At 65.1% G+C, this 18379-nt stretch carries 19 protein-coding genes; 9 read left to right on the top strand and 10 right to left on the bottom strand.

Annotated elements, in window-relative coordinates; translation table 11 throughout:
* Positions 1-21: 21 nt before the first annotated feature.
* Both J6500_RS29685 and J6500_RS29690 read right to left on the bottom strand, forming a co-directional pair.
* Positions 22-1608, bottom strand: a complete 1587-nt coding sequence (locus tag J6500_RS29685) for a DHA2 family efflux MFS transporter permease subunit (protein ID WP_225716255.1) — start codon at positions 1606-1608, stop codon at positions 22-24.
* Positions 1605-2873, bottom strand: a complete 1269-nt coding sequence (locus J6500_RS29690) for an HlyD family secretion protein (RefSeq protein WP_225716256.1) — start codon at positions 2871-2873, stop codon at positions 1605-1607. Before J6500_RS29690 ends, J6500_RS29685 begins: the two co-directional genes overlap by 4 nt.
* Before the next feature lie 158 nt (positions 2874-3031).
* Here J6500_RS29690 and J6500_RS29695 point away from each other — a divergent pair, with 158 nt between their 5' ends.
* Positions 3032-3793 (top strand): TetR/AcrR family transcriptional regulator, encoded by a 762-nt coding sequence (locus J6500_RS29695; protein WP_225716257.1) that lies wholly within the window; start codon positions 3032-3034, stop codon positions 3791-3793.
* A 153-nt stretch (positions 3794-3946) separates the two neighbouring features.
* On the opposite strand, the gene J6500_RS29700 is transcribed toward J6500_RS29695, so the two are convergent.
* Positions 3947-4663, bottom strand: coding sequence for a dihydrofolate reductase family protein (locus J6500_RS29700; protein ID WP_225716258.1), 717 nt, complete (start codon positions 4661-4663; stop codon positions 3947-3949).
* Between the two features lie 265 nt (positions 4664-4928).
* On the opposite strand from J6500_RS29700, the gene J6500_RS29705 reads away from it, so the two are divergent.
* A complete protein-coding gene (locus J6500_RS29705; RefSeq protein ID WP_225716259.1) occupies positions 4929-6041 on the top strand; it encodes a Cj0069 family protein in 1113 nt (370 codons plus the stop codon).
* 13 nt (positions 6042-6054) lie between these two features.
* On the opposite strand, the gene J6500_RS29710 is transcribed toward J6500_RS29705, so the two are convergent.
* Entirely contained in the window at positions 6055-6243 is a 189-nt protein-coding gene (locus J6500_RS29710; RefSeq protein WP_225716260.1) for a hypothetical protein, read from the bottom strand.
* 733 nt (positions 6244-6976) lie between these two features.
* Here J6500_RS29710 and thrC point away from each other — a divergent pair.
* From thrC to J6500_RS29730, 4 genes are all read left to right on the top strand, one after another.
* Positions 6977-8395, top strand: coding sequence for a threonine synthase (thrC, locus tag J6500_RS29715; protein WP_225716261.1), 1419 nt, complete (start codon positions 6977-6979; stop codon positions 8393-8395).
* A complete protein-coding gene (locus tag J6500_RS29720; protein ID WP_225716262.1) occupies positions 8392-9681 on the top strand; it encodes a M16 family metallopeptidase in 1290 nt (429 codons plus the stop codon). The genes thrC and J6500_RS29720 overlap by 4 nt, the downstream gene beginning before the upstream one ends.
* Before the next feature lie 191 nt (positions 9682-9872).
* Positions 9873-10460: a GNAT family N-acetyltransferase gene (locus J6500_RS29725; protein WP_211983824.1), complete on the top strand. Its 588-nt coding sequence runs from the start codon at positions 9873-9875 to the stop codon at positions 10458-10460.
* A 124-nt stretch (positions 10461-10584) separates the two neighbouring features.
* Complete coding sequence (locus tag J6500_RS29730) at positions 10585-11232, top strand: hypothetical protein (RefSeq protein WP_225716263.1); 648 nt, start codon at positions 10585-10587, stop codon at positions 11230-11232.
* A 112-nt stretch (positions 11233-11344) separates the two neighbouring features.
* On the opposite strand, the gene J6500_RS29735 is transcribed toward J6500_RS29730, so the two are convergent.
* The 5 genes from J6500_RS29735 to J6500_RS29755 all read right to left on the bottom strand — a co-directional run bounded on the left by J6500_RS29735 (position 11345) and on the right by J6500_RS29755 (position 13960).
* Positions 11345-11830, bottom strand: a complete 486-nt coding sequence (locus J6500_RS29735; protein ID WP_225716264.1) for a F0F1 ATP synthase subunit B family protein — start codon at positions 11828-11830, stop codon at positions 11345-11347.
* A gap of 4 nt (positions 11831-11834) precedes the next feature.
* Positions 11835-12401 carry a F0F1 ATP synthase subunit B gene (locus J6500_RS29740; protein WP_225716265.1) on the bottom strand — a complete coding sequence of 189 codons (567 nt, stop codon included), beginning with the start codon at positions 12399-12401 and terminating at the stop codon, positions 11835-11837.
* A gap of 82 nt (positions 12402-12483) precedes the next feature.
* The gene (locus J6500_RS29745) at positions 12484-12714 is read right to left on the bottom strand and encodes a F0F1 ATP synthase subunit C (RefSeq protein WP_016847054.1); all 231 of its coding nucleotides are present in this window, start codon (positions 12712-12714) and stop codon (positions 12484-12486) included.
* A gap of 53 nt (positions 12715-12767) precedes the next feature.
* Positions 12768-13517 (bottom strand): F0F1 ATP synthase subunit A, encoded by a 750-nt coding sequence (locus tag J6500_RS29750; protein ID WP_225716266.1) that lies wholly within the window; start codon positions 13515-13517, stop codon positions 12768-12770.
* Between the two features lie 71 nt (positions 13518-13588).
* The gene (locus J6500_RS29755) at positions 13589-13960 is read right to left on the bottom strand and encodes an AtpZ/AtpI family protein (RefSeq protein WP_225716267.1); all 372 of its coding nucleotides are present in this window, start codon (positions 13958-13960) and stop codon (positions 13589-13591) included.
* Between the two features lie 426 nt (positions 13961-14386).
* Between J6500_RS29755 and J6500_RS29760 the strand changes: the two genes are divergently transcribed.
* Both J6500_RS29760 and J6500_RS29765 read left to right on the top strand, forming a co-directional pair.
* Positions 14387-14905, top strand: a complete 519-nt coding sequence (locus J6500_RS29760) for a hypothetical protein (RefSeq protein WP_225716268.1) — start codon at positions 14387-14389, stop codon at positions 14903-14905.
* A 156-nt stretch (positions 14906-15061) separates the two neighbouring features.
* Complete coding sequence (locus J6500_RS29765) at positions 15062-15535, top strand: secondary thiamine-phosphate synthase enzyme YjbQ (protein WP_225716269.1); 474 nt, start codon at positions 15062-15064, stop codon at positions 15533-15535.
* Between the two features lie 67 nt (positions 15536-15602).
* On the opposite strand, the gene J6500_RS29770 is transcribed toward J6500_RS29765, so the two are convergent.
* Entirely contained in the window at positions 15603-17228 is a 1626-nt protein-coding gene (locus tag J6500_RS29770) for an MFS transporter (RefSeq protein ID WP_376707874.1), read from the bottom strand.
* A gap of 353 nt (positions 17229-17581) precedes the next feature.
* On the opposite strand from J6500_RS29770, the gene J6500_RS29775 reads away from it, so the two are divergent.
* Positions 17582-18256, top strand: a complete 675-nt coding sequence (locus J6500_RS29775; protein WP_225716271.1) for a response regulator — start codon at positions 17582-17584, stop codon at positions 18254-18256.
* The last annotated feature ends 123 nt before the right edge of the window (positions 18257-18379 follow it).

The following is an 18379-nucleotide window of genomic DNA, read 5'->3' on the forward strand; positions in this document are numbered from 1 at the left end:
CGCACGCAGGGCTTCCGCTGTTCAATGCCCCGCCCGCACCGGGCGGCCGAGCTTGACCTTGCGCAGTGTCAGCGCCAGCGGCACGGCGGAGAGCGAGATCAGCATCAACACCCAGAACGCATCCATGTAGGACAGGAACGAGGCCTGGTTCTGCACCTGCTGGCCGATCCACTGGATCGCCTGGCTGTGCGCCCGCGCCAGCGACGAGCCCTGCGCGGCGAAGAAGTTCGTCACCTGCTGCAGCGTGTCCTGGTACTGGAGGCTCGACGGCGTCACCTGCTCGACCAGCCGGCTCTGGTGGAACTGCTCGCGATGCGTCAGCACGTTGGACACCAGCGAGACGCCGATCGAGCCGCCGGTGTTGCGCGCCGCATTGATCAGCGCGGAAGTCTGGTCGGTCTTGTCGGGCGGAACGCCGTCATAGGACGCCGCCATGATCGGCACGAAGATCAGCGGCAGGCCGACGCCGAGCAGCATGCGCGAGCGCGCCATGAACCAGAAGCCGAGATCGGCATAGACGCTGGTCATGTCGTACATCGCGACCGCGATGACCAGCGCGCCGGCGACGATCAGGTATTTCGGCTGCACCCTGGCGGCGAGCCGGCCGACCACGAACATCATCGTCATGGTGACGAGGCCGCCGGGCGACAGCACGAGGCCGGCCCAGGTTGCGGTGTAGCCGAAATCCTGCTGCACCAGCTGCGGCAGGAACTGCGTCGTCGCCAGCAAAATGGCGCCGGTCGCCAGCATCACCAGGAAGCAGGCGCCGAACTGCCGGGTCGCGACCATGCGCAGGTCGATCATCGGATTGCGCCGGGTCATCTCCCAGGGAATCATCAGTACGAACGCCGAGCCGCAAATCACCGCGAAAGTGACGATGAAGGGCGAGGCGAACCAGTCGTCCTCGAGGCCGCGGTCGAGCATCACCTCGACCGCGCCGAGGAAGGTCGCAACCAGCATGAAGCCGATGATGTCGAAGCCGGTGTCCTGCCGGTTCGGCGCCTCCTTCTTTGCCGGCAGCACCGCCGCGATCAGCGCGATCGCGAACGCGCCGACCGGGCCGTTGATCAGGAAGCACCAGTGCCAGGACAGATTGTCGGATAGCCAGCCGCCGAGCGTCGGCCCGACCACCGGCGCCACCACCACGGCGACGCCGAATACCGCAAAAGCTTGTCCGCGCTTGGCCGGCGGAAATGCATCGGCGAGGATCGACTGCGCCACCGGCACCATGCCGCCGCCGCCGAGCCCCTGCAGGATGCGGAACAGCAGCAGCGCGTTCAGGTTCGGCGCGAAGCCGCACAGGATCGAGCTCACCGTGAAGATGCCGAGGCAGGTCAGGAAGAACGTCTTGCGCCCCAGCATTTTCGCAAGATAGCTGGAGATGGTCAGGATGATGGCGTTGGAGACCAGATAGGTGGTGACCACCCAGGACGCTTCGTCCTGGCTCACCCCCATGCCGCCGGCGATATAGGGCAGCGCGACGTTGGCGATGGTGGTGTCGAGCACCTCCATGAAGCTCGCCAGCGCGACCACGATCGCGATCAGCCAGGGATTGAGCGCGATGCTTGGAAGGGGAAAGGCCTTGGCGTCGATCGCGGCGGCACTCATAGCATGCTCCCGAGCCGCTCGAGCAGCGACGGCGAGGCATCGACCCGCACCGTCGGCATCACCGACATGCCTGGGCCGAGCGCGACGTCGGTCGGCGGATTGTCCATCACGATCTTCACCGGCACGCGCTGCACGATCTTGACGTAGTTGCCGGTGGCATTCTGCGCCGGCAGGAGCGAGAACGCGGTGCCGGAGCCGGGCTGCACGCTTTCGACATGGCCCTGGATCGTACGGTTCGGATAGGCGTCGATTCGCAGCGTCACCTTCTCGCCCGGCCGCATCCGGTTGAGCTGGATCTCCTTGAAGTTCGCGGTCACCCAGGTCTGGTCGGGCACGAACATCGAGAGATTGGTGCCGGCCTGCGCGAACTGGCCGACCGCAGCGGTGAGGTTGACGACGCGGCCGGGCTGCGCGGCCCGCACCGTGGTGTAGGACAGATTGAGCTCGGCCTGGTCGCGCTGCGCTTGCATCTGCGCGAGGTTGGCCACCGCGCTCTTGCGCTGCGCGGTCAGCGCTTCGATCTGCCGCTGCGCCAGGTTGAGGGTCGCCTTGGCGCTGAGCAGCGCGGCCTGCTGCTGATGCAGCTGCGAGGTGTACTGCTCGGAGTTCTGCACCGTGCCGTAGCCGGTCTGCTCCAGATGCTGGAAGCGCGCCGCCTGCTGCTGCGCGAACACCAGCGCCGCTTGCGCCTGGTCGACCTGGGCCTGGTTGGCATCGATCTGCGCCCGCTGCACGTCGAGCTGCGCGTCGGCGTTCTGGATGCTGGCCTGCGCGGCCGCGACCTGCGCCTCGGCCTGCGTCAGCGCGACGCGATAGTCGCGGTCGTCGAGCCGGGCGATCACATCTCCGGCGTTGACATGCTGGTTGTCGGTGATCGGGACGGCGACGATATAGCCGGCGACCTTCGGGGCGAGGGTCGACTGCCGCGCCGCGATGAAGGCGTCGTCGGTCGATTCGAAATGGTCGGTGTAGTCCATGTAGAGATAGCCGCTGACGAGCGTGGCGGCGAGCAGCACGGCGCCGACAGCGGAAATGACGGGGCGGCGGCGCAGGAAGCTGCTCCGCGGCGCGGCGCCGGCCGTCACAGGTACGGCGACATCGGGCCCGGCGGGCTCCCTGCCGACGGGGCGCTCTTGCGTGGGAGCCCGCGCGGTCTCCGGCCGGTCGGGCTTGACGCCGGGCTTGTGTGAAACCGGAACCGACAGCGAGCCCTCGATGCTGTCGCGTTTCGCGTGGTCACGCTCAAGAACACTGTCATCGAACATGGTGGCTGCTCCTGCTTGGTCAGGGCGAGATCCGTGCGGGCCTGCGTAAAGGAACGAAACAGTTTCGTTCCGCTGCGGGAAATAGTCCTGCCGCGCGGCAGCGTCAATAAGAACGGAACTGTACTGTTCTATTTACAACTAGATGTGATAGAGCTATATTGGCGGATGTTCGCCGGCAGGGCCGGCAGCGGAACCGGAACCTCGCCGCCATGAAAACCAGCACACTCAAGCAGCCACCCGCGCCCAAGGCGCGGCGCTCCGAGGTTCGCGCCGGCCGTCCGCCGAAGGAGCTCGCCGGCGAGGTCGACGGACGCATCCTCGATGCGGCCCGCCGGGTCTTCCTGCTGCGTGGGTTCGAAGGCGCCAGCATCGACGAGATCGCCGAGGCGGCCCGCTCCGGCAAACGCACGATCTACGCGCGCTTCCGCGACAAGCGCGCGCTGTTCACCGAGGTGGTGACGCACGACATCCTGGCGCGCATTGCGGAGTTCAAGGCGGGGGCGCCGACCGGCACCACGATCGAGGAGCGCCTGACCAGCGCGGCGGCTACGCTGCTGCATTGGGGGCTCGATGCCGACCGGATCGGGCTGATGCGCCTCGCGATCGCCGAAGCGCAGCGCTTTCCCGAGCTTGCCGCCACGGTCAACCGCCGGGCCCGCGAGCTCAGCACCGAGCTTGGTGTTCACCTGCTGCACGAGCTGACGCAATCCGACGAGATCGGCACGCTGCCGGCCTTCGCCCCCCAGCGTCTCCACGAGACAGCGCGGCTGTTCCTCGATCTGATCGCCGTGCCGATGCTGCTCAGGGCGCTGTTCGAGGTGGACTTGAAGGCGCTCGATGCGGAGATCGACGCGCATGTGGCGCGCGGCGTCGCGTTCTTTCTCGCCGCGTGCCGGAACGACGTAGGCACAAAGCCGTAGACGGAGCGCGCTCCCTCCACGTCATTGCGAGCGACGCGAAGCGATCCATGCGTCAGCGTATGGGGATCGATGGATTGCTTCGCTCCGCTCGCAACGACGGGTGGAGAGAGGTTTGGCGTCGTAATGGGCAGGGAGACTGCTCCCCGTCAGCGCTCACCCCGCCACCCGCTCCACGGCGTGACGCAGCCATACCATGCCGCCGTCCAGCGTCTCGCAGTGGGTCAGCCGCAGCGCCTGCCCGGCGCCGGGGCGATCGCCTTCCGGGCCGTGATAGTCGACGATGCATTGTGATCCCGCGACGCCGTCGACCGCTGGAAAGATCAGCGTGCTGAATTCGTCGATCAGCCCGTGCTTGAGGAACGCGCCGTTGATGCCGCCGCCGCCTTCCAGCAGCAGCGTCCTGGCGCCGAACAGCGACGCCAGCTGCGTCATCGCGCCGGGCAGGTCATCGCCCTTCGCCCCGGCAAAGATGTAGGACGCGCCGTCCTCGCGCAGCTCGGCGAGATGCGCGTCCGAGACCTGCGCGCCCAGTACCGCGACGGCATGATCGCCTCCGACATTGTCCTTGCCGAAATGCACCCGGCCCGACGGATCGATCCCGATCGCCAGCTTGCGGCCGTTGCGATTGCCGAGATGCGGCTCGCGCGGAACCTGCGGCGCGTTGGCGATGTGCCGCTCGGGTCCCTTGGCCATCTCGTTCATGGTGACGCGGCCGATGATCCAGCCGTCGGCGTCGAACGCATCGTGGATCCGCTCATAATGCGAGCGCAAGACCTCGCGCGAGACGCCGGCGGCGGCCTGCGTGAAGCGGCTGGGATGCAGACGGCCGTCGATTGACGTGCCCATGTGGCAAATGATGTGGGGGCGCATGGAATTGCTCTCGAAGGACGGCCGCGGCTGGGTTGTAGCCTCCTCATGTAGGTCGCTGCGGCCGAGCACTCAACGGCCATCGCGATGCGGCGCGTCAACTTTGGTTGTGCGGCGTTAGGTGGGCACATCGGCGCGATCCACCGCACGTCCATCTTGAAACCTTCGCGGGGTCGTTTACAGTCGCCGCTACGGGGACAGGCCAGACTCCCCGTGAGACTTCGGTCCAAGCTCTGCGCGACACACGAATCGTCGTGGAGCTTTGCACATGGACACCGAACAGCAGACAGCCCTTCGTTCCAAGACAGCCCTTCGTTCCAAGATTGCCATCCTGTGGCGTGGCGATGCCGCCGCGCGCCGCGAGGTGACGCCGCACAGCAACCGCTTCGTGCGCGTCTTTGAGGCGCTCGTCGCCTGCGGCATCGAGGCCATTCCCGTGGTCTATGACGAGGCGTTCGCCGACGACGTCAGGGAGCAACTCCTGACAATGGACGGCGTCCTCGTCTGGGTCGACCCGATCCATCAGGGCAAGACGCGCGTCGCCCTCGACCTGTTGCTCCGCGAGGTCGCGACCAAGCGCCCCTGGGTGAGCGCACATCCGGATGTCATCCTCAAGATGGGCGTCAAGGAGGTGCTCTATCGCACGCGTCATCTCGGCTGGGGGACCGACACGCATCGATACGCCACCACCGATGCGTTCCGCACCGAATTCCCGTCACGCCTTCGCTCGGCCGGCCCACGCGTGCTCAAGCAGAACCGCGGCAACGGCGGGCAGGGCGTCTGGAAGGTGGAAGCTTTGTCGAAAGGTGGCTTGTCTGACGCTGATACGACCGTTCGCGTGCTTCACGCCCAGCGCGGCAGCTCGCCGGAAGACATGCCGCTGGAAGCGTTGGTGGCGCGCTGCGAGCCGTATTTCGGATGGGGTGGCTGTATCATCGATCAGGCATTCCAGCCTCGTTTGCCGGAGGGCATGATCCGTTGCTATGTGAGCGGATCGACGGTCGCAGGCTTCGGCCATCAATTGATCAAGGCCTTGATCCCGCCGCCTCCGCAAGGCCCCGATTCCCCGGAAGCCCAGGCGGGACCGCGCATCATGCACGGTCCCGATGCTCCGCAATTTCAAACGCTGCGCAGGCTGATGGAGGACGAGTGGATTCCGCAGATGAGGGAGTTGCTGGCGATCGAGGAGACCTCGCTACCGGTGATCTGGGATGCGGATTTCCTCTATGGTCCGCGCCATGCCGACGGCACCGACAGCTATGTGCTCTGCGAGATCAACGTCAGTTCGTGCTTTGCCATCCCCGACGAGGCGCCGGCGGCCATCGCGCGAACGGTGAGAGATCGCATCGCTCAGGCTTCCGGAGCGGATATCGGCGGATGAGCCGAGCCCTCTGCTAGGCAGGCTTCCTGACGATCTCGAATCCTCTGGCGGCCAATTCCTTCAGAATGCTCTGCGCCAGGTGCGAGCACTCATCCGGCTTGATCCAGCAGGAGCTCCGCCACTCCGGATCGTCCTCCTTGGAATACGCAGTGAACGCAGACCGAATTCCGGCCTCGATCGCATCGGTGGCATCGGCTGGCATGAGCGTCTCCAGGAATTACGGCGTGGCAGGCTTCATGAATTTCCGTGGCGGTATTGATCTGGATCAATGCTACCACGGGATGCCGTCATTGCGAGCGAAGCGACTTGTCTGTCGAAACCTTGGCGAGGGGGGAAGCAGCCATCTCACCGCTTGTGCGGAGCGATGGATTGTTCCGGTCGCTTCGCTTCTTGCAATGACGATGGAGACGACGGCGCATCGACCCGCCCCGTCATCCAGAGAGGGAGTGAAGCTTTGTCCTACCACCGCTGCCATCGCCCGGCCTGTGCGCAATTGCGCACATTGACCGGGCGATCCAGTATTCCAGAGACAGTCGTTCTTGAGCCGATAGGCCGCGGCGTACTGGATCACCCGGAAGCCGAGCGATGACAGCGGTGGGTAGGACAAAGCTTCACACCCTCTGGGGTGCGAGCCTTGCGGCGCAATTGCGCCGCTGGGCGAGCCTCGAAGGATGAATCGGCCCGGCTGGTGGCCCTCGCCCCTTCGAGACGCGAAGCCTGTCGTCGGGCCCGTGCCACGCGCGGACCCGTTGGTGCTCCTCAGGGGCACGGAATGAACAGTGTCGCCCATCCGAGCGACCCCGGGACGTATGGTTCGGGCTACCCTTTGCTGGTCCGATCTTCTATGGTGGCCCTTCGGTTCGCTGGAGGCGGACACGATAATTCCATGATATCAAAGGCTTAAAGGGCTGGGTTCGAAGCCTTTGGAGGGCGGTTTGACGCGGTATGTTTCGACCAGGGGCGAAGCCCCTCATTTAGGCTTCTGCGACGTGATGCTGACCGGGCTTGCCCGCGACGGCGGGCTGTACGTGCCCGAGACCTGGCCGCAGCTGTCGCCCGAGACCATCGCGTCCTTCTTCGGCCGGCCCTATTGGGAAGTCGCGGTCGAGATCATCCGCCCCTTCGCCGCCGGCGAGATTTCCGACGCCGAGCTCGGCCGCATGGCGAACGAGGCTTACGCCACCTTCCGCCACCCCGCGGTGGTGCCGCTCGATCAGGCCGGACCGAACCAGTTTCTGCTCGAGCTGTTCCATGGCCCGACGCTGGCGTTCAAGGACGTCGCGATGCAGCTGATCTCGCGGCTGATGGATCACGTGCTGGCCAAGCGCGCACAGCGCACCACCATCGTGGTCGCGACCTCGGGCGACACCGGCGGCGCGGCCGTCGAGGCGTTCGCCAATCTCGACAATGTCGATCTCGTCGTGCTGTTTCCGAACGGCCGCATCTCCGACGTGCAGCGCCGGATGATGACGACGACCGGCGCCGCCAACGTCCATGCGCTGGCGATCGAAGGCACCTTCGACGATTGCCAGGCGCTGGTGAAGGCGATGTTCAACAACCATCGCTTCCGCGATACGGTCGCGCTGTCCGGCGTCAACTCGATCAACTGGGCACGCATCGTGGCGCAGGTGGTCTACTATTTCACCTCGGCGGTCGCGCTCGGCGCACCCGCGCGCACCGTCGACTTCACCGTGCCCACGGGCAATTTCGGCGACATCTTTGCGGGCTACGTGGCGAAACGGATGGGGCTGCCGATCCGCTGGCTGCGGATTGCCGCCAATGTCAACGACATCCTGCCGCGCACGCTGAAGACCGGCATCTACGAGGTGCGCGAGGTGCATGCCACGACGTCGCCGTCGATGGACATCCAGGTCTCCTCGAATTTCGAGCGACTGTTGTTCGAGGCCAGCGGCCGCGACGCCGATCAGGTCCGCCGCCTGATGGCCTCGCTGAAGCAGTCCGGCCGCTTCGTGCTGCCGGATGCGACGCTCGCCGCCGTGCGCAAGGATTTCGACGCCGGCCGCGCCGACGAGACCGAGACCGCGGCCGCGATCCGCGCCGCCTGGCGCGAGGCGGGCGATCTGGTCGATCCGCATACCGCGGTGGCGCTCGCGGTCGCCGATCGCGATACGTCCGATTCGAAGATCCCGAACATCGTGCTGTCGACCGCGCATGCCGCGAAATTCCCCGACGCGGTCGAAGCCGCCTGCGGGGTACGCCCGCAACTGCCGGCCTGGCTCGGCGGCCTGATGACGAAGTCAGAGCACATGACTGTCATGAAGAACGATTCCGCCGAGATCGAGCGCTTCGTGCTGTCGGTCAGCCGCGCCGCCAAGCAAGGAGTCATCGGATGAGCGTTGAAATCACCAAGCTTCCAAGCGGCCTCACCATCGTCACCGATACCATGCCGCATCTCGAGACCGCGGCGCTCGGCGTCTGGGCCGGGGTCGGCGGCCGCGACGAGAAGCCGAACGAGCACGGCATCTCGCATCTGCTCGAGCACATGGCGTTCAAGGGCACCACCCGGCGTTCCTCGCGCGAGATCGTCGAGGAGATCGAGGCGGTCGGCGGCGATCTCAATGCCGGGACCTCGACCGAGACCACGGCCTATTACGCGCGCGTGATGAAGGCGGACGTGCCGCTGGCGCTCGACGTGCTGTCCGACATCCTGGCCAATCCCTCCTTCGTGCCCGACGAACTGGAGCGCGAGAAGAGCGTGATCGTGCAGGAGATCGGCGCGGCGCAGGACACGCCCGACGACGTCGTGTTCGAGCATCTCAACGAGCTCTGCTTTCCGGAGCAGCCGATGGGCCGCTCGCTGCTCGGCACCGCCAAGACGCTGAAGGCCTTCGACCGCGACATGCTGCGCGGCTATCTGTCGACGCATTATCGCGCACCTGACATGGTGGTCGCCGCCGCCGGCGCTGTCGATCACAAGCGGATCGTCGAGGACGTCACGCAGAAATTCGCCAGCTTCGAGGCGACGCCGGCGCCGAAGCCACAAGCCGCGAAGTTCGGCAAAGGCGGCTCGAAGGTCGTGCATCGCGAGCTCGAGCAGGCGCATCTGACGCTGGCGCTCGAGGGCGTGCCGCAGGCTGATCCGTCGCTGTTCTCGCTCCAGGTATTCACCAACACGCTCGGCGGCGGAATGTCGTCGCGGCTGTTCCAGGAAGTGCGCGAGAAGCGCGGGCTGTGTTACTCGATCTACTCTTTCCACGCGCCCTACAGCGACACCGGCTTCTTCGGCCTCTACACCGGGACCGATCCCGCCGACGCGCCCGAGATGATGGAAGTCATCGTCGACGTCATCAACGACGCCGTGGAGACCCTGACCGAAGCCGAGGTGGCGCGCGCCAAGGCGCAGATGAAGGCCGGCCTGTTGATGGCGCTGGAAAGCTGCTCGTCGCGGGCCGAGCAGCTGGCCCGCCATGTGCTGGCCTATGGACGGCCGCAGACGGTCGAGGAACTGGTGGCGCGGATCGACGGCGTCAGCGTCGAATCGAGCCGGGCTGCCGCCCGCGCGCTGCTGTCGCGAAGCCGGCCAGCCGTGGTCGCACTCGGCAGCGGCAGGGGTCTGGACACGGCGGTGTCTTTTGCGGAAGGATTGACCACGTCGAAGGCAAAGACGCTGCTGCATTAGGAGTTCAGTTTACCTCCCCCCGCGTGCGGGGAGAGGTCGGATGACCCTGGCGATGTGAAGGATCGTCCGGTGCAATCCAGGTGAGGGGGTACAGGTCCCGACAATCGGCTCGCACGTGGATGGAGCCCCTCACCCCGACCCTCTCCCCACACGAGCGGGGCGAGGGAGCAATAGGCGGGGAGTGTTGGGCCATGGCCCTGTTTCGTTTGCCATCCAGCGGACCGGCTGCATTGATGCCGCGCGGTCACGGGCTGTTGCTGCGGGCGCCGCAAATGTCGGACTTTCCGCAATGGGCGCAGCTCCGCGAGCTCAGCCGGGCCTATCTCACACCCTGGGAGCCGATCTGGCCGTCCGACGATCTGACCCGCTCGGGCTTCCGCCGCCGCCTGCGTCGCTACACCGAGGATATCGCCGCCGACCGCTCCTATCCGTTCATCATCTTCCGCGAGGCGGACGGGGTGATGATTGGCGGCATCACGCTCGCCAATGTCCGGCGCGGCATCGTGCAGGCCGGCACCATCGGCTACTGGGTCGGCCAGCCGCATGCGCATCGCGGCTACATGACGACGGCGCTGCGGGTGCTGCTGCCATCGCTGTTCGGTGAGCTCAACCTGCACCGCATCGAGGCCGCCTGCATTCCCTCCAACGCTCCGTCGATCCGGGTGCTGGAGAAGTGCGGCTTCACCCGCGAGGGGCTGGCGCGGCGCTACCTCTGCATCAACGGGATCTGGCAGGATCACCTGCTGTTCGGACTGCTGCACGAGGATTTTCGCGGATAATCTTCGCCTATTGGCTGACGGCAGGCAGCCGCGCACCCCCTGTGATGCCTTGGGTTCGCCGCCATTGCCTTGCTATAACCCCGGCGAAATCGGCATTTTTGGGTTGGAGGCGGCTGAAGCGGAAATGGGTGACAAAGGCGTGATCAGGCTCGCGGTTGTGGCGACGGTTGCGATCGGGTTCGGCTCCGGATTGTTTGCCACCACGGCATCGGCGCAATCCCTCAGCGACCGTTTCAAGAGCCTGTTTGGCGGGTCGTCCGAATCGGACAAGCCGGCCTCGCCCGCGGCGCCGCCAATGCTCGACGACAGCGCCGCCGAACTGACCTGTCCGCAGGTCTCGATTCGCTCCGGCGCCTCGACCTATGCGGTGGCCGCGCCCGGCAAGCAGCCTGTCGGCAATGATATCAAGTTCCAGGCTTCGATCACGCGCACCGCGCGGCAGTGCAGTCTGAACGGCGGCGAGATCACCGCCAAGATCGGTATCCAGGGACGGGTGATCGTCGGCCCCTCGGGCGCGCCGCCGACGGTGGACGTGCCGCTGCGCGTCGCCGTGGTGAAGGGCGGCATCGGCGAGCGGACGATCATGACCAAGGCCTATGTGACCACGGTGCAGATCGACGAGAGCGGCAGCGTGCCGTTCAGCTTGGTCGCCGAAGACGTCGTCTACCCGGCGCCGTCGCCAGCCGAGAACGACAATTACGTGTTCTATATCGGCTTCGATCCGCAGGCCCTGAAGAGTGAACCCAAGGCGAGGCCGCACAAGAAGAAGTAGCCGCGCAAGCCGCCTTGGCGATGGCGGCTCGGCAATGGCTGCCCGTCCGGGCAAACAAAAAGGCCGGCGCGATTGTCTCGCACCGGCCTTTTGTTTGGGATCGGCTCTCGCGTCAGTTCAGTTTGGAGCGGACTTCCGCGATGCCCTTGCTGACGAGGTCGTCGGCGACCGGGCCCTTGACCTGCTGTGCCAGGATGGTCGAGGCGGCGGTAACCGCCGCGTTGGCCGCGGCGGCGCGGACATCGGCCACGGCCTGGGCCTCGGCGAGGGCGATCTTGCTCTCGGCGGTCTTGGTCCGCCGCGCGACAAAATCCTCCATCTTGGTCTTGGCCTCGGCCGCGATCCGTTCGGCTTCGGCCTTGGCGCTGGAGATGATCTCCTCGGCCTCGCGCTCGGCGCTGGAACGGCGGGCCTTGTACTCGCCGAGCAGCTTGGCGGCTTCTTCCTTCAGACGGCGGGCGTCGTCCAGTTCGGCCTTGATGCGGTCGGCACGATGATCGAGCGCCGTCAGCAACGTGCGGTGGACGCCGAGATAGGCGAACACGATCATCAGGATGATGAAGGCGATCGCAACCCAGGTTTCCGGTTCGTAGAACATTCGCTTATCCCTTCAGCGAAGCATCGACGGCGCTGCCGACCACGTTCGCGTCCGGCGTTACGCCGGCGAGCCGCTGGACGATGGCGCCGGCGGCATCGGCCGCGATGCCGCGGACGTTGCTCATGGCGTTCGCCCGGGTCGTTGCGATCTGCTTCTCGGCGTCGGCGAGCTTGACGGCCAGCTTCTCCTCCAGCGCCTTGCGTTCGGCTTCGGAGGCCGCGTTCAGCTTCTCGCGGGTCTCGTTGCCGATTGCCTGGGCGCGGGAACGCGCATTCGCCAGCTCGCTTTCATAGGCCTTCAGCGCCGCGTCGGACTCGTCCTTCAGCTTCTGCGCCTCGGCCAGATCGCCTTCGATCTTGTCCTGCCGTGCATCGATCGCTCCGCCGACGCGCGGCAACGCGATACGCGACACGATCAGATAGAGCGCGACGAATGCAATCGCCAGCGACACCAGCTGCGAGGCGAAATAGGTGGAATCGAACGGCGGAAAGGTTCCGCCGTGATGTCCGCCATCGGCCTCGGTGTGGGCGCCGGCTTTCTGGCCTTTTGCCTCGCCATGACTCTCAGCCATGGTGTTCTCCTGTTGCTGTCATGCGCGCCGCCCTGAAGGCGGCGCGAAGGGTTGCCGCCGCAGCGGAACCGGGGGTGCCCGCTCAGAGCGGAACGAACAGCAGCAGCAGCGCGATCAGCAGCGAGAAGATGCCGAGCGCTTCGGTCACGGCGAAGCCGAAGATCAGGTTGCCGAACTGGCCCTGCGCGGCCGAGGGGTTACGCACCGCAGCGGCGAGGTAGTTGCCGAAGATGATGCCCACGCCCACGCCCGCACCGCCCATGCCGATGCACGCGATGCCCGCGCCGATAAGTTTTGCTGCTGCCGGTTCCATTTTTAGCTCCTTGAGAGATAGACAGATTGGTGGGTGGAGATTCCCCGGACCGCTTAGTGTCCCGGATGAATGGCGTCGTTGAGGTAGATGCAGGTCAGGATCGCGAACACATAGGCCTGCAGGAACGCGACCAGCAGTTCCAGCGCCTGCAGCGCGACCGTGAGCGCCAGCGGCAGCACGCCGCCGAACCAGCCGAGCGCGCCGAGCGAGAAGCCGAGCATTGCGACGAAGCCTGCGAACACCTTCAGCGCGATGTGGCCGGCCAGCATGTTGGCGAACAGACGCACGCTGTGCGAGACCGGACGCAGGAAGAACGACAGCACCTCGATGAACATCACCAGCGGCAGGATGTAGATCGGAACGCCGGAGGGAACGAAGATCTTGAAGAATTTCACGCCGTTCTTGTAGAGGCCGTAGATCAGGACGGTGAAGAACACCAGGAGCGCGAGGGCCGCGGTGACGATCAGGTGGCTCGCGACCGTGAAGGTGTAGGGGATGATGCCCACCAGGTTCGAGACGCAGATGAACATGAAGATCGAGAAGATCAGCGGGAAGAACTTCATGCCTTCCGAGCCGGCCGTGCTGCGAATCGTGGTCGCGACGAACTCGTAGGATATCTCGGCGACCGACTGCAGCCGTCCCGGAACCAGCTCGCGGCCGCTCGCCAGCATCAGCAGCGCGATCAACAGCACCGCGATGAACATGTAGAGCGACGAATTGGTGAAGGCGATCGTGTGATTGCCGATATGGCCGAGCGTGAAGAGGGGCTCGATGTTGAACTGGTGGATCGGGTCGATTTTCATCCGCGCGGCTCTTGGTCCACCGGCCATCCTGCCGGTTATCGAATTTCAAATGTCGTGACTTCCGCCAGCGCTTAGCGTTTGCCCGAGGCCCTGCCAGCAGACCTCACCACGTTGACCACGCCGGCGACGAAGCCGAGCAGCATGAACACGATGAAGCCGAATGGCGACGTCGACAGCCAACGGTCGACTCCCCAGCCAATCGCCGCCCCGACGGCAACGCCCGCGATCAGTTCCGAGGAAAGACGAAAACCGAGCGCCATCGCCGAAGCTCTGGCCGCACTGTCCCCGCCTTCAGTACCGGATTGATCAGTCTTGCTCCTGCGGCTGTCACGAATTTCAGACAACCGATGATCGAGACTTCCGAGCCTTGCGGAAAGCGCAGCTTCGTCGGGAGACGATTGATCGCGATTTCCACTTGTGCGGTCGTTGGTGTTTTCAGCCATGCTGCAAACACTAATCGAAGCCGCGGATGATGGAAATTACGCCCGTCCCCGTCAAAAGCCGCGCGGACCATACTGACCGCGTCCAATCAAGTCAAGATTGCGTCGTAACCAGCTATTGCATTGATTCTGCTGGAGATATTTGGAGATATTCAAGGTCACAGTGACGCAGTGATCGCAGTGCAACAGCTGGCGCCCGCGAAAGCCCTCCGTCGACTTTGTAAGCCGTTACGATCTCAAGCAAATTGCTCGGCGCGCGCCGGGCCGTTCGAATCTTCGGCTGGACGGCCGCGAGCGGAACCGCGCAAGCGCATCCGCTGGACGGACGGGAGGATCAACCGGGCAGGTGCGCCACGCGCGTTGAAATCGGGTAGCGAGCCTATAGTTCACTTAACACAGGGGCAGAATCAGGTTGAGGCGGAGCGAGCCATGCCGACAGCGATATCGCCCTCGAGATTGTCTGCCGCGATTGCCGTTGTGCTTGTGTCCGCCGCCGGCACGGCGATGGCGCAATCGGCTCCTGACACTGAGAACGGCCGCTACACACTGTCCCCGGCCGGCAGCGGCTTCCTGCGGCTCGACACCCGCACCGGCGCCGTGTCGACCTGCACCAATTCGAGCGCCGGCTGGGCCTGTTACATGGTGCCGGACGAGCGTGCGGCATTGGATGCCGAGATCGGGCGGCTTCAGGCCGACAACGACAGGCTGAGGACCGACCTGGCGGCTCGCGAGCCCGCCGCATCGGGCAAGACCGACGAGGCGCTGCCGAAATCGGATCAACTGAAGAAGGGCGAGCCGAAGACGGCCGAGAGCGAGCGCAAAATCGAAATCCCGCTGCCGAGCGACCGCGACATGGATCGCATGATGTCGTTCGTGGAGCGCGCATGGCGGCGGCTGATCGAGATGGCCAACCGGGTGCAGCGCGACTTCAACGGCGGCAAGATCTGACCTTGTCCGACTTTTCCACGGCGTCGTCCCGGCGAAGGCCATAACCACAGCAGTTGGTTGGCTATGAGAGGTCAACTCCGAGTCTTTGCCATTGAGGGGCGGGCCGCGGAGTATGGGTTCCGGCCTTCGCCGGGACGACGAATTGAGAGATTGCAGATGAACTCAGCGAGAACAGCTTCCCGCTCGGCGCCGTCGTTTGTCGCGGCGACCGGCATCGTCTCCGCGCGCCTGGCGGTGCAGACGTCGGGCGCAGGCTTTGCCGACATCACAAGTGAAGTCGCCAAATTCCTGCGCGAGGCGCGCGCCGCGGAGGGCGCGGTGAGCCTGTTCATCCGCCACACCTCGGCCTCGCTGACGATCCAGGAGAATGCCGATCCAACGGTGCTCGTCGACCTGATGACGGCGCTCGATCGTGCCGCGCCGGAAGACGGCGGCTGGCGTCACGACACCGAGGGCCCCGACGACATGCCGGCGCATATCAAGACCATGCTGACGGCGACCTCACTGCAGATCCCGGTGCTCGATGGCGAGATGGCGCTCGGCACCTGGCAGGGCATCTATCTGATCGAGCATCGCGCCCGTCCGCATCGCCGCGAGATCGTGCTGCAATTCATCGGCGCTACCAAATGACATCGGCCGCGGATTGCTCCGCGGCCGATGCATCGTGATGGCGATGTCGCTTGATCTGATCTTGCGATCAGGTCTTGCTGATGTCGACGTCCTTGGTCTCCGGAACGAACAGTGCGCCGATCACGAAGGTGATCGCTGCGAAGATGATCGGATACCACAGGCCGGAATAGATATCGCCGGTGGAGGCGGTGATCGCGAAGGCGGTTGCCGGGAGCAGACCGCCGAACCAGCCGTTGCCGATGTGATATGGCAGCGACATCGAGGTGTAGCGGATGCGGGTCGGGAACAGTTCGACCAGCATCGCGGCGATCGGGCCGTAGACCATGGTGACGTAGATCACCAGGATCAGCAGCAGGCCGACGATCGCGGCGACCTGCGGACGGAAGATGTCGAACGGATGCGCCATCTTCACGATGCCGGCGTCACCTGGCTTCGGATAGCCCGCCGCCTGAATCGCCGCGGTGATCGCGGGATTCGACGTCTTGGCATCCGTGTAGGGGACCTCCTTGTCGTTGACCATGATCTTCACCGGTGCACCTGCCGTGCCAGCGACGGTCGAGTAGTTCACCGACGACTGGGCGAGGAAGGCGCGGGCGGTGTCGCACGGCGCCGTGAATACCCGCGTGCCGACCGGGTTGAACAGGTCGCCGCAGCCCTTCGGATCCGCCACAACCTGCACCTTGACCGTCTCATAGGCCTTTTCCAGCGCCGGATTGGCGTTGGTCGAGATCATGCGGAAGATCGGGAACAGGGTGAGCGCGCCGATCAGGCAGCCCGCCAGGATGATCGGCTTGCGGCCGATCCTGTCGGACAGGGCACCGAACACCAGGAAGAAGCCGGTGCCGAGCAGCAGCGACCAGGCGATCAGGAGGTTGGCGGTGTAGCCGTCGACCTTGAGGATCGATTGCAGGAAGAACAGCGCATAGAACTGTCCGGTGTACCAGATCACGGCCTGGCCCATGGTCAGGCCGAGCAGCGCGAGGATCACGATCTTGGCGTTGCTCCAGGTCGCGAAGGCTTCGGTCAGTGGCGCCTTGGAGCCCTTGCCCTCTTCCTTCATGCGCTGGAACACCGGCGATTCGTTGAGCCGCAGCCGGATCCAGACCGAGATGCCGAGCAGCAGCACCGACACCAGGAACGGAACGCGCCAGCCCCATTCGGCGAAGTCCTTTTCGCCGGTGGCACTGCGGGTGAACAGGATCACCAGCAGCGACAGGAACAGGCCGAGCGTTGCTGTGGTCTGGATGAACGAGGTGTAGAAGCCGCGCCGGCCCTGCGGGGCGTGCTCCGCCACGTAGGTCGCCGCACCGCCGTACTCGCCGCCGAGCGCGAGGCCCTGCAGCAGCCGCAGCGCGATCAGGATGATCGGCGCCGCGATGCCGATCGTGGCCGCGTTGGGCAGCAGGCCGACGATGAAGGTCGACAGGCCCATGATCAGGATGGTGACGAGGAAGGTGTATTTGCGGCCGACGATATCGCCGACGCGGCCGAACACGATCGCGCCGAACGGGCGGACCAGGAAGCCGGCGGCGAACGCCAGCAGCGCGAAAATGTCGCGGGTTGCGGGCGGATAGGCCGAGAAGAACTGCGCGCCGATGATGCTGGCGAGTGATCCGTAGAGATAGAAGTCGTACCATTCGAAAACGGTGCCGAGCGACGACGCGAGGATGACGAAACGTTCGTCCTTCGTCATGCCTGCCGGTCGCGCCGAAGTTGCAGTCACTGTGGACATCTGGATAGCTCCCCCCGATTTTTGCTGCCAAGCTCGCCCCCGCCTGCCGGGTTCGGGCCGAATAAGCCTTAGGCTTGGATTCAGGGTAACATCGCAGTGAAACCCGCCCCAATAAGACTTTTGGCCTTTTCGCGCGGGTCATATCGCCAGCAATGAAAACGGGATGAACGCTGCCGGGCGCAGCTATTGCATCGCACAAGCTGGGCGTGGGTTAACTGCGTTGGCATGTGGTATTATCCAGCGCTTGCAAGACGCAGCCGCGCGAGAGACAACCGGGTTGCGCGGGTTTGCCAAAATCCGTTAGTGGGACCGAGATGTCTGCTGCTGCCACTACCCATCTTGTCATCGCCGACGACCATCCGCTGTTCCGCGATGCGTTGCGCCAGGCGGTGTCGAGTGTCGTGACGTCGGCCACCATCAGCGAGGCCGGATCGTTCGAGGACCTCACCGCGCTGCTGGAGCGGGACTCCGAGGTCGACCTGATCCTGCTCGACCTGACGATGCCGGGGATCAGCGGCTTCTCCGGCCTGATCTATCTGCGTGCGCAGTATCCGGCGATCCCGGTGGTCATCGTGTCCGCCACCGACGATATCGGAACCATCCGCCGCTCGCTCGATTTTGGCGCCTCCGGTTTCATCCCCAAGCGGTTCGGCGTCGAGACGCTGCGCGATGCCATCATGAAGGTGATGGAGGGCGACGTCTGGGTTCCGCCGGACACCGATCTGTCGGCCGCGGGCGACCCCGAAATGACGCGGCTGCGCGATCGCCTGGTGACGCTGACCCCGCAGCAGGTGCGGGTGCTGATGATGCTGTCGGAGGGGCTGCTCAACAAGCAGATCGCCTACGAGCTCGGTGTCTCCGAGGCCACCATCAAGGCGCATGTCTCGGCGATCCTGCAGAAGCTCGGCGTCGAAAGCCGCACCCAGGCCGTGATCGCCGCCGCCCGCATCGCCGGCGGCCAATGGCGCCAGGGCACGCCGCAGACGTAAGGCCCACTCACCATTGTCAATCCGGGGCGATGCGAAGCGTCGAGCCCGGAATCCATCGTACCGCATCGCATGAGGTGAAATGGATTCCGGGCTCGCGCCAAGCGGCGCGCCCAGGAATGACGG

The sequence above is a fragment of the Bradyrhizobium semiaridum genome (genome assembly GCF_020329505.1).
Taxonomy (GTDB): domain Bacteria; phylum Pseudomonadota; class Alphaproteobacteria; order Rhizobiales; family Xanthobacteraceae; genus Bradyrhizobium; species Bradyrhizobium semiaridum.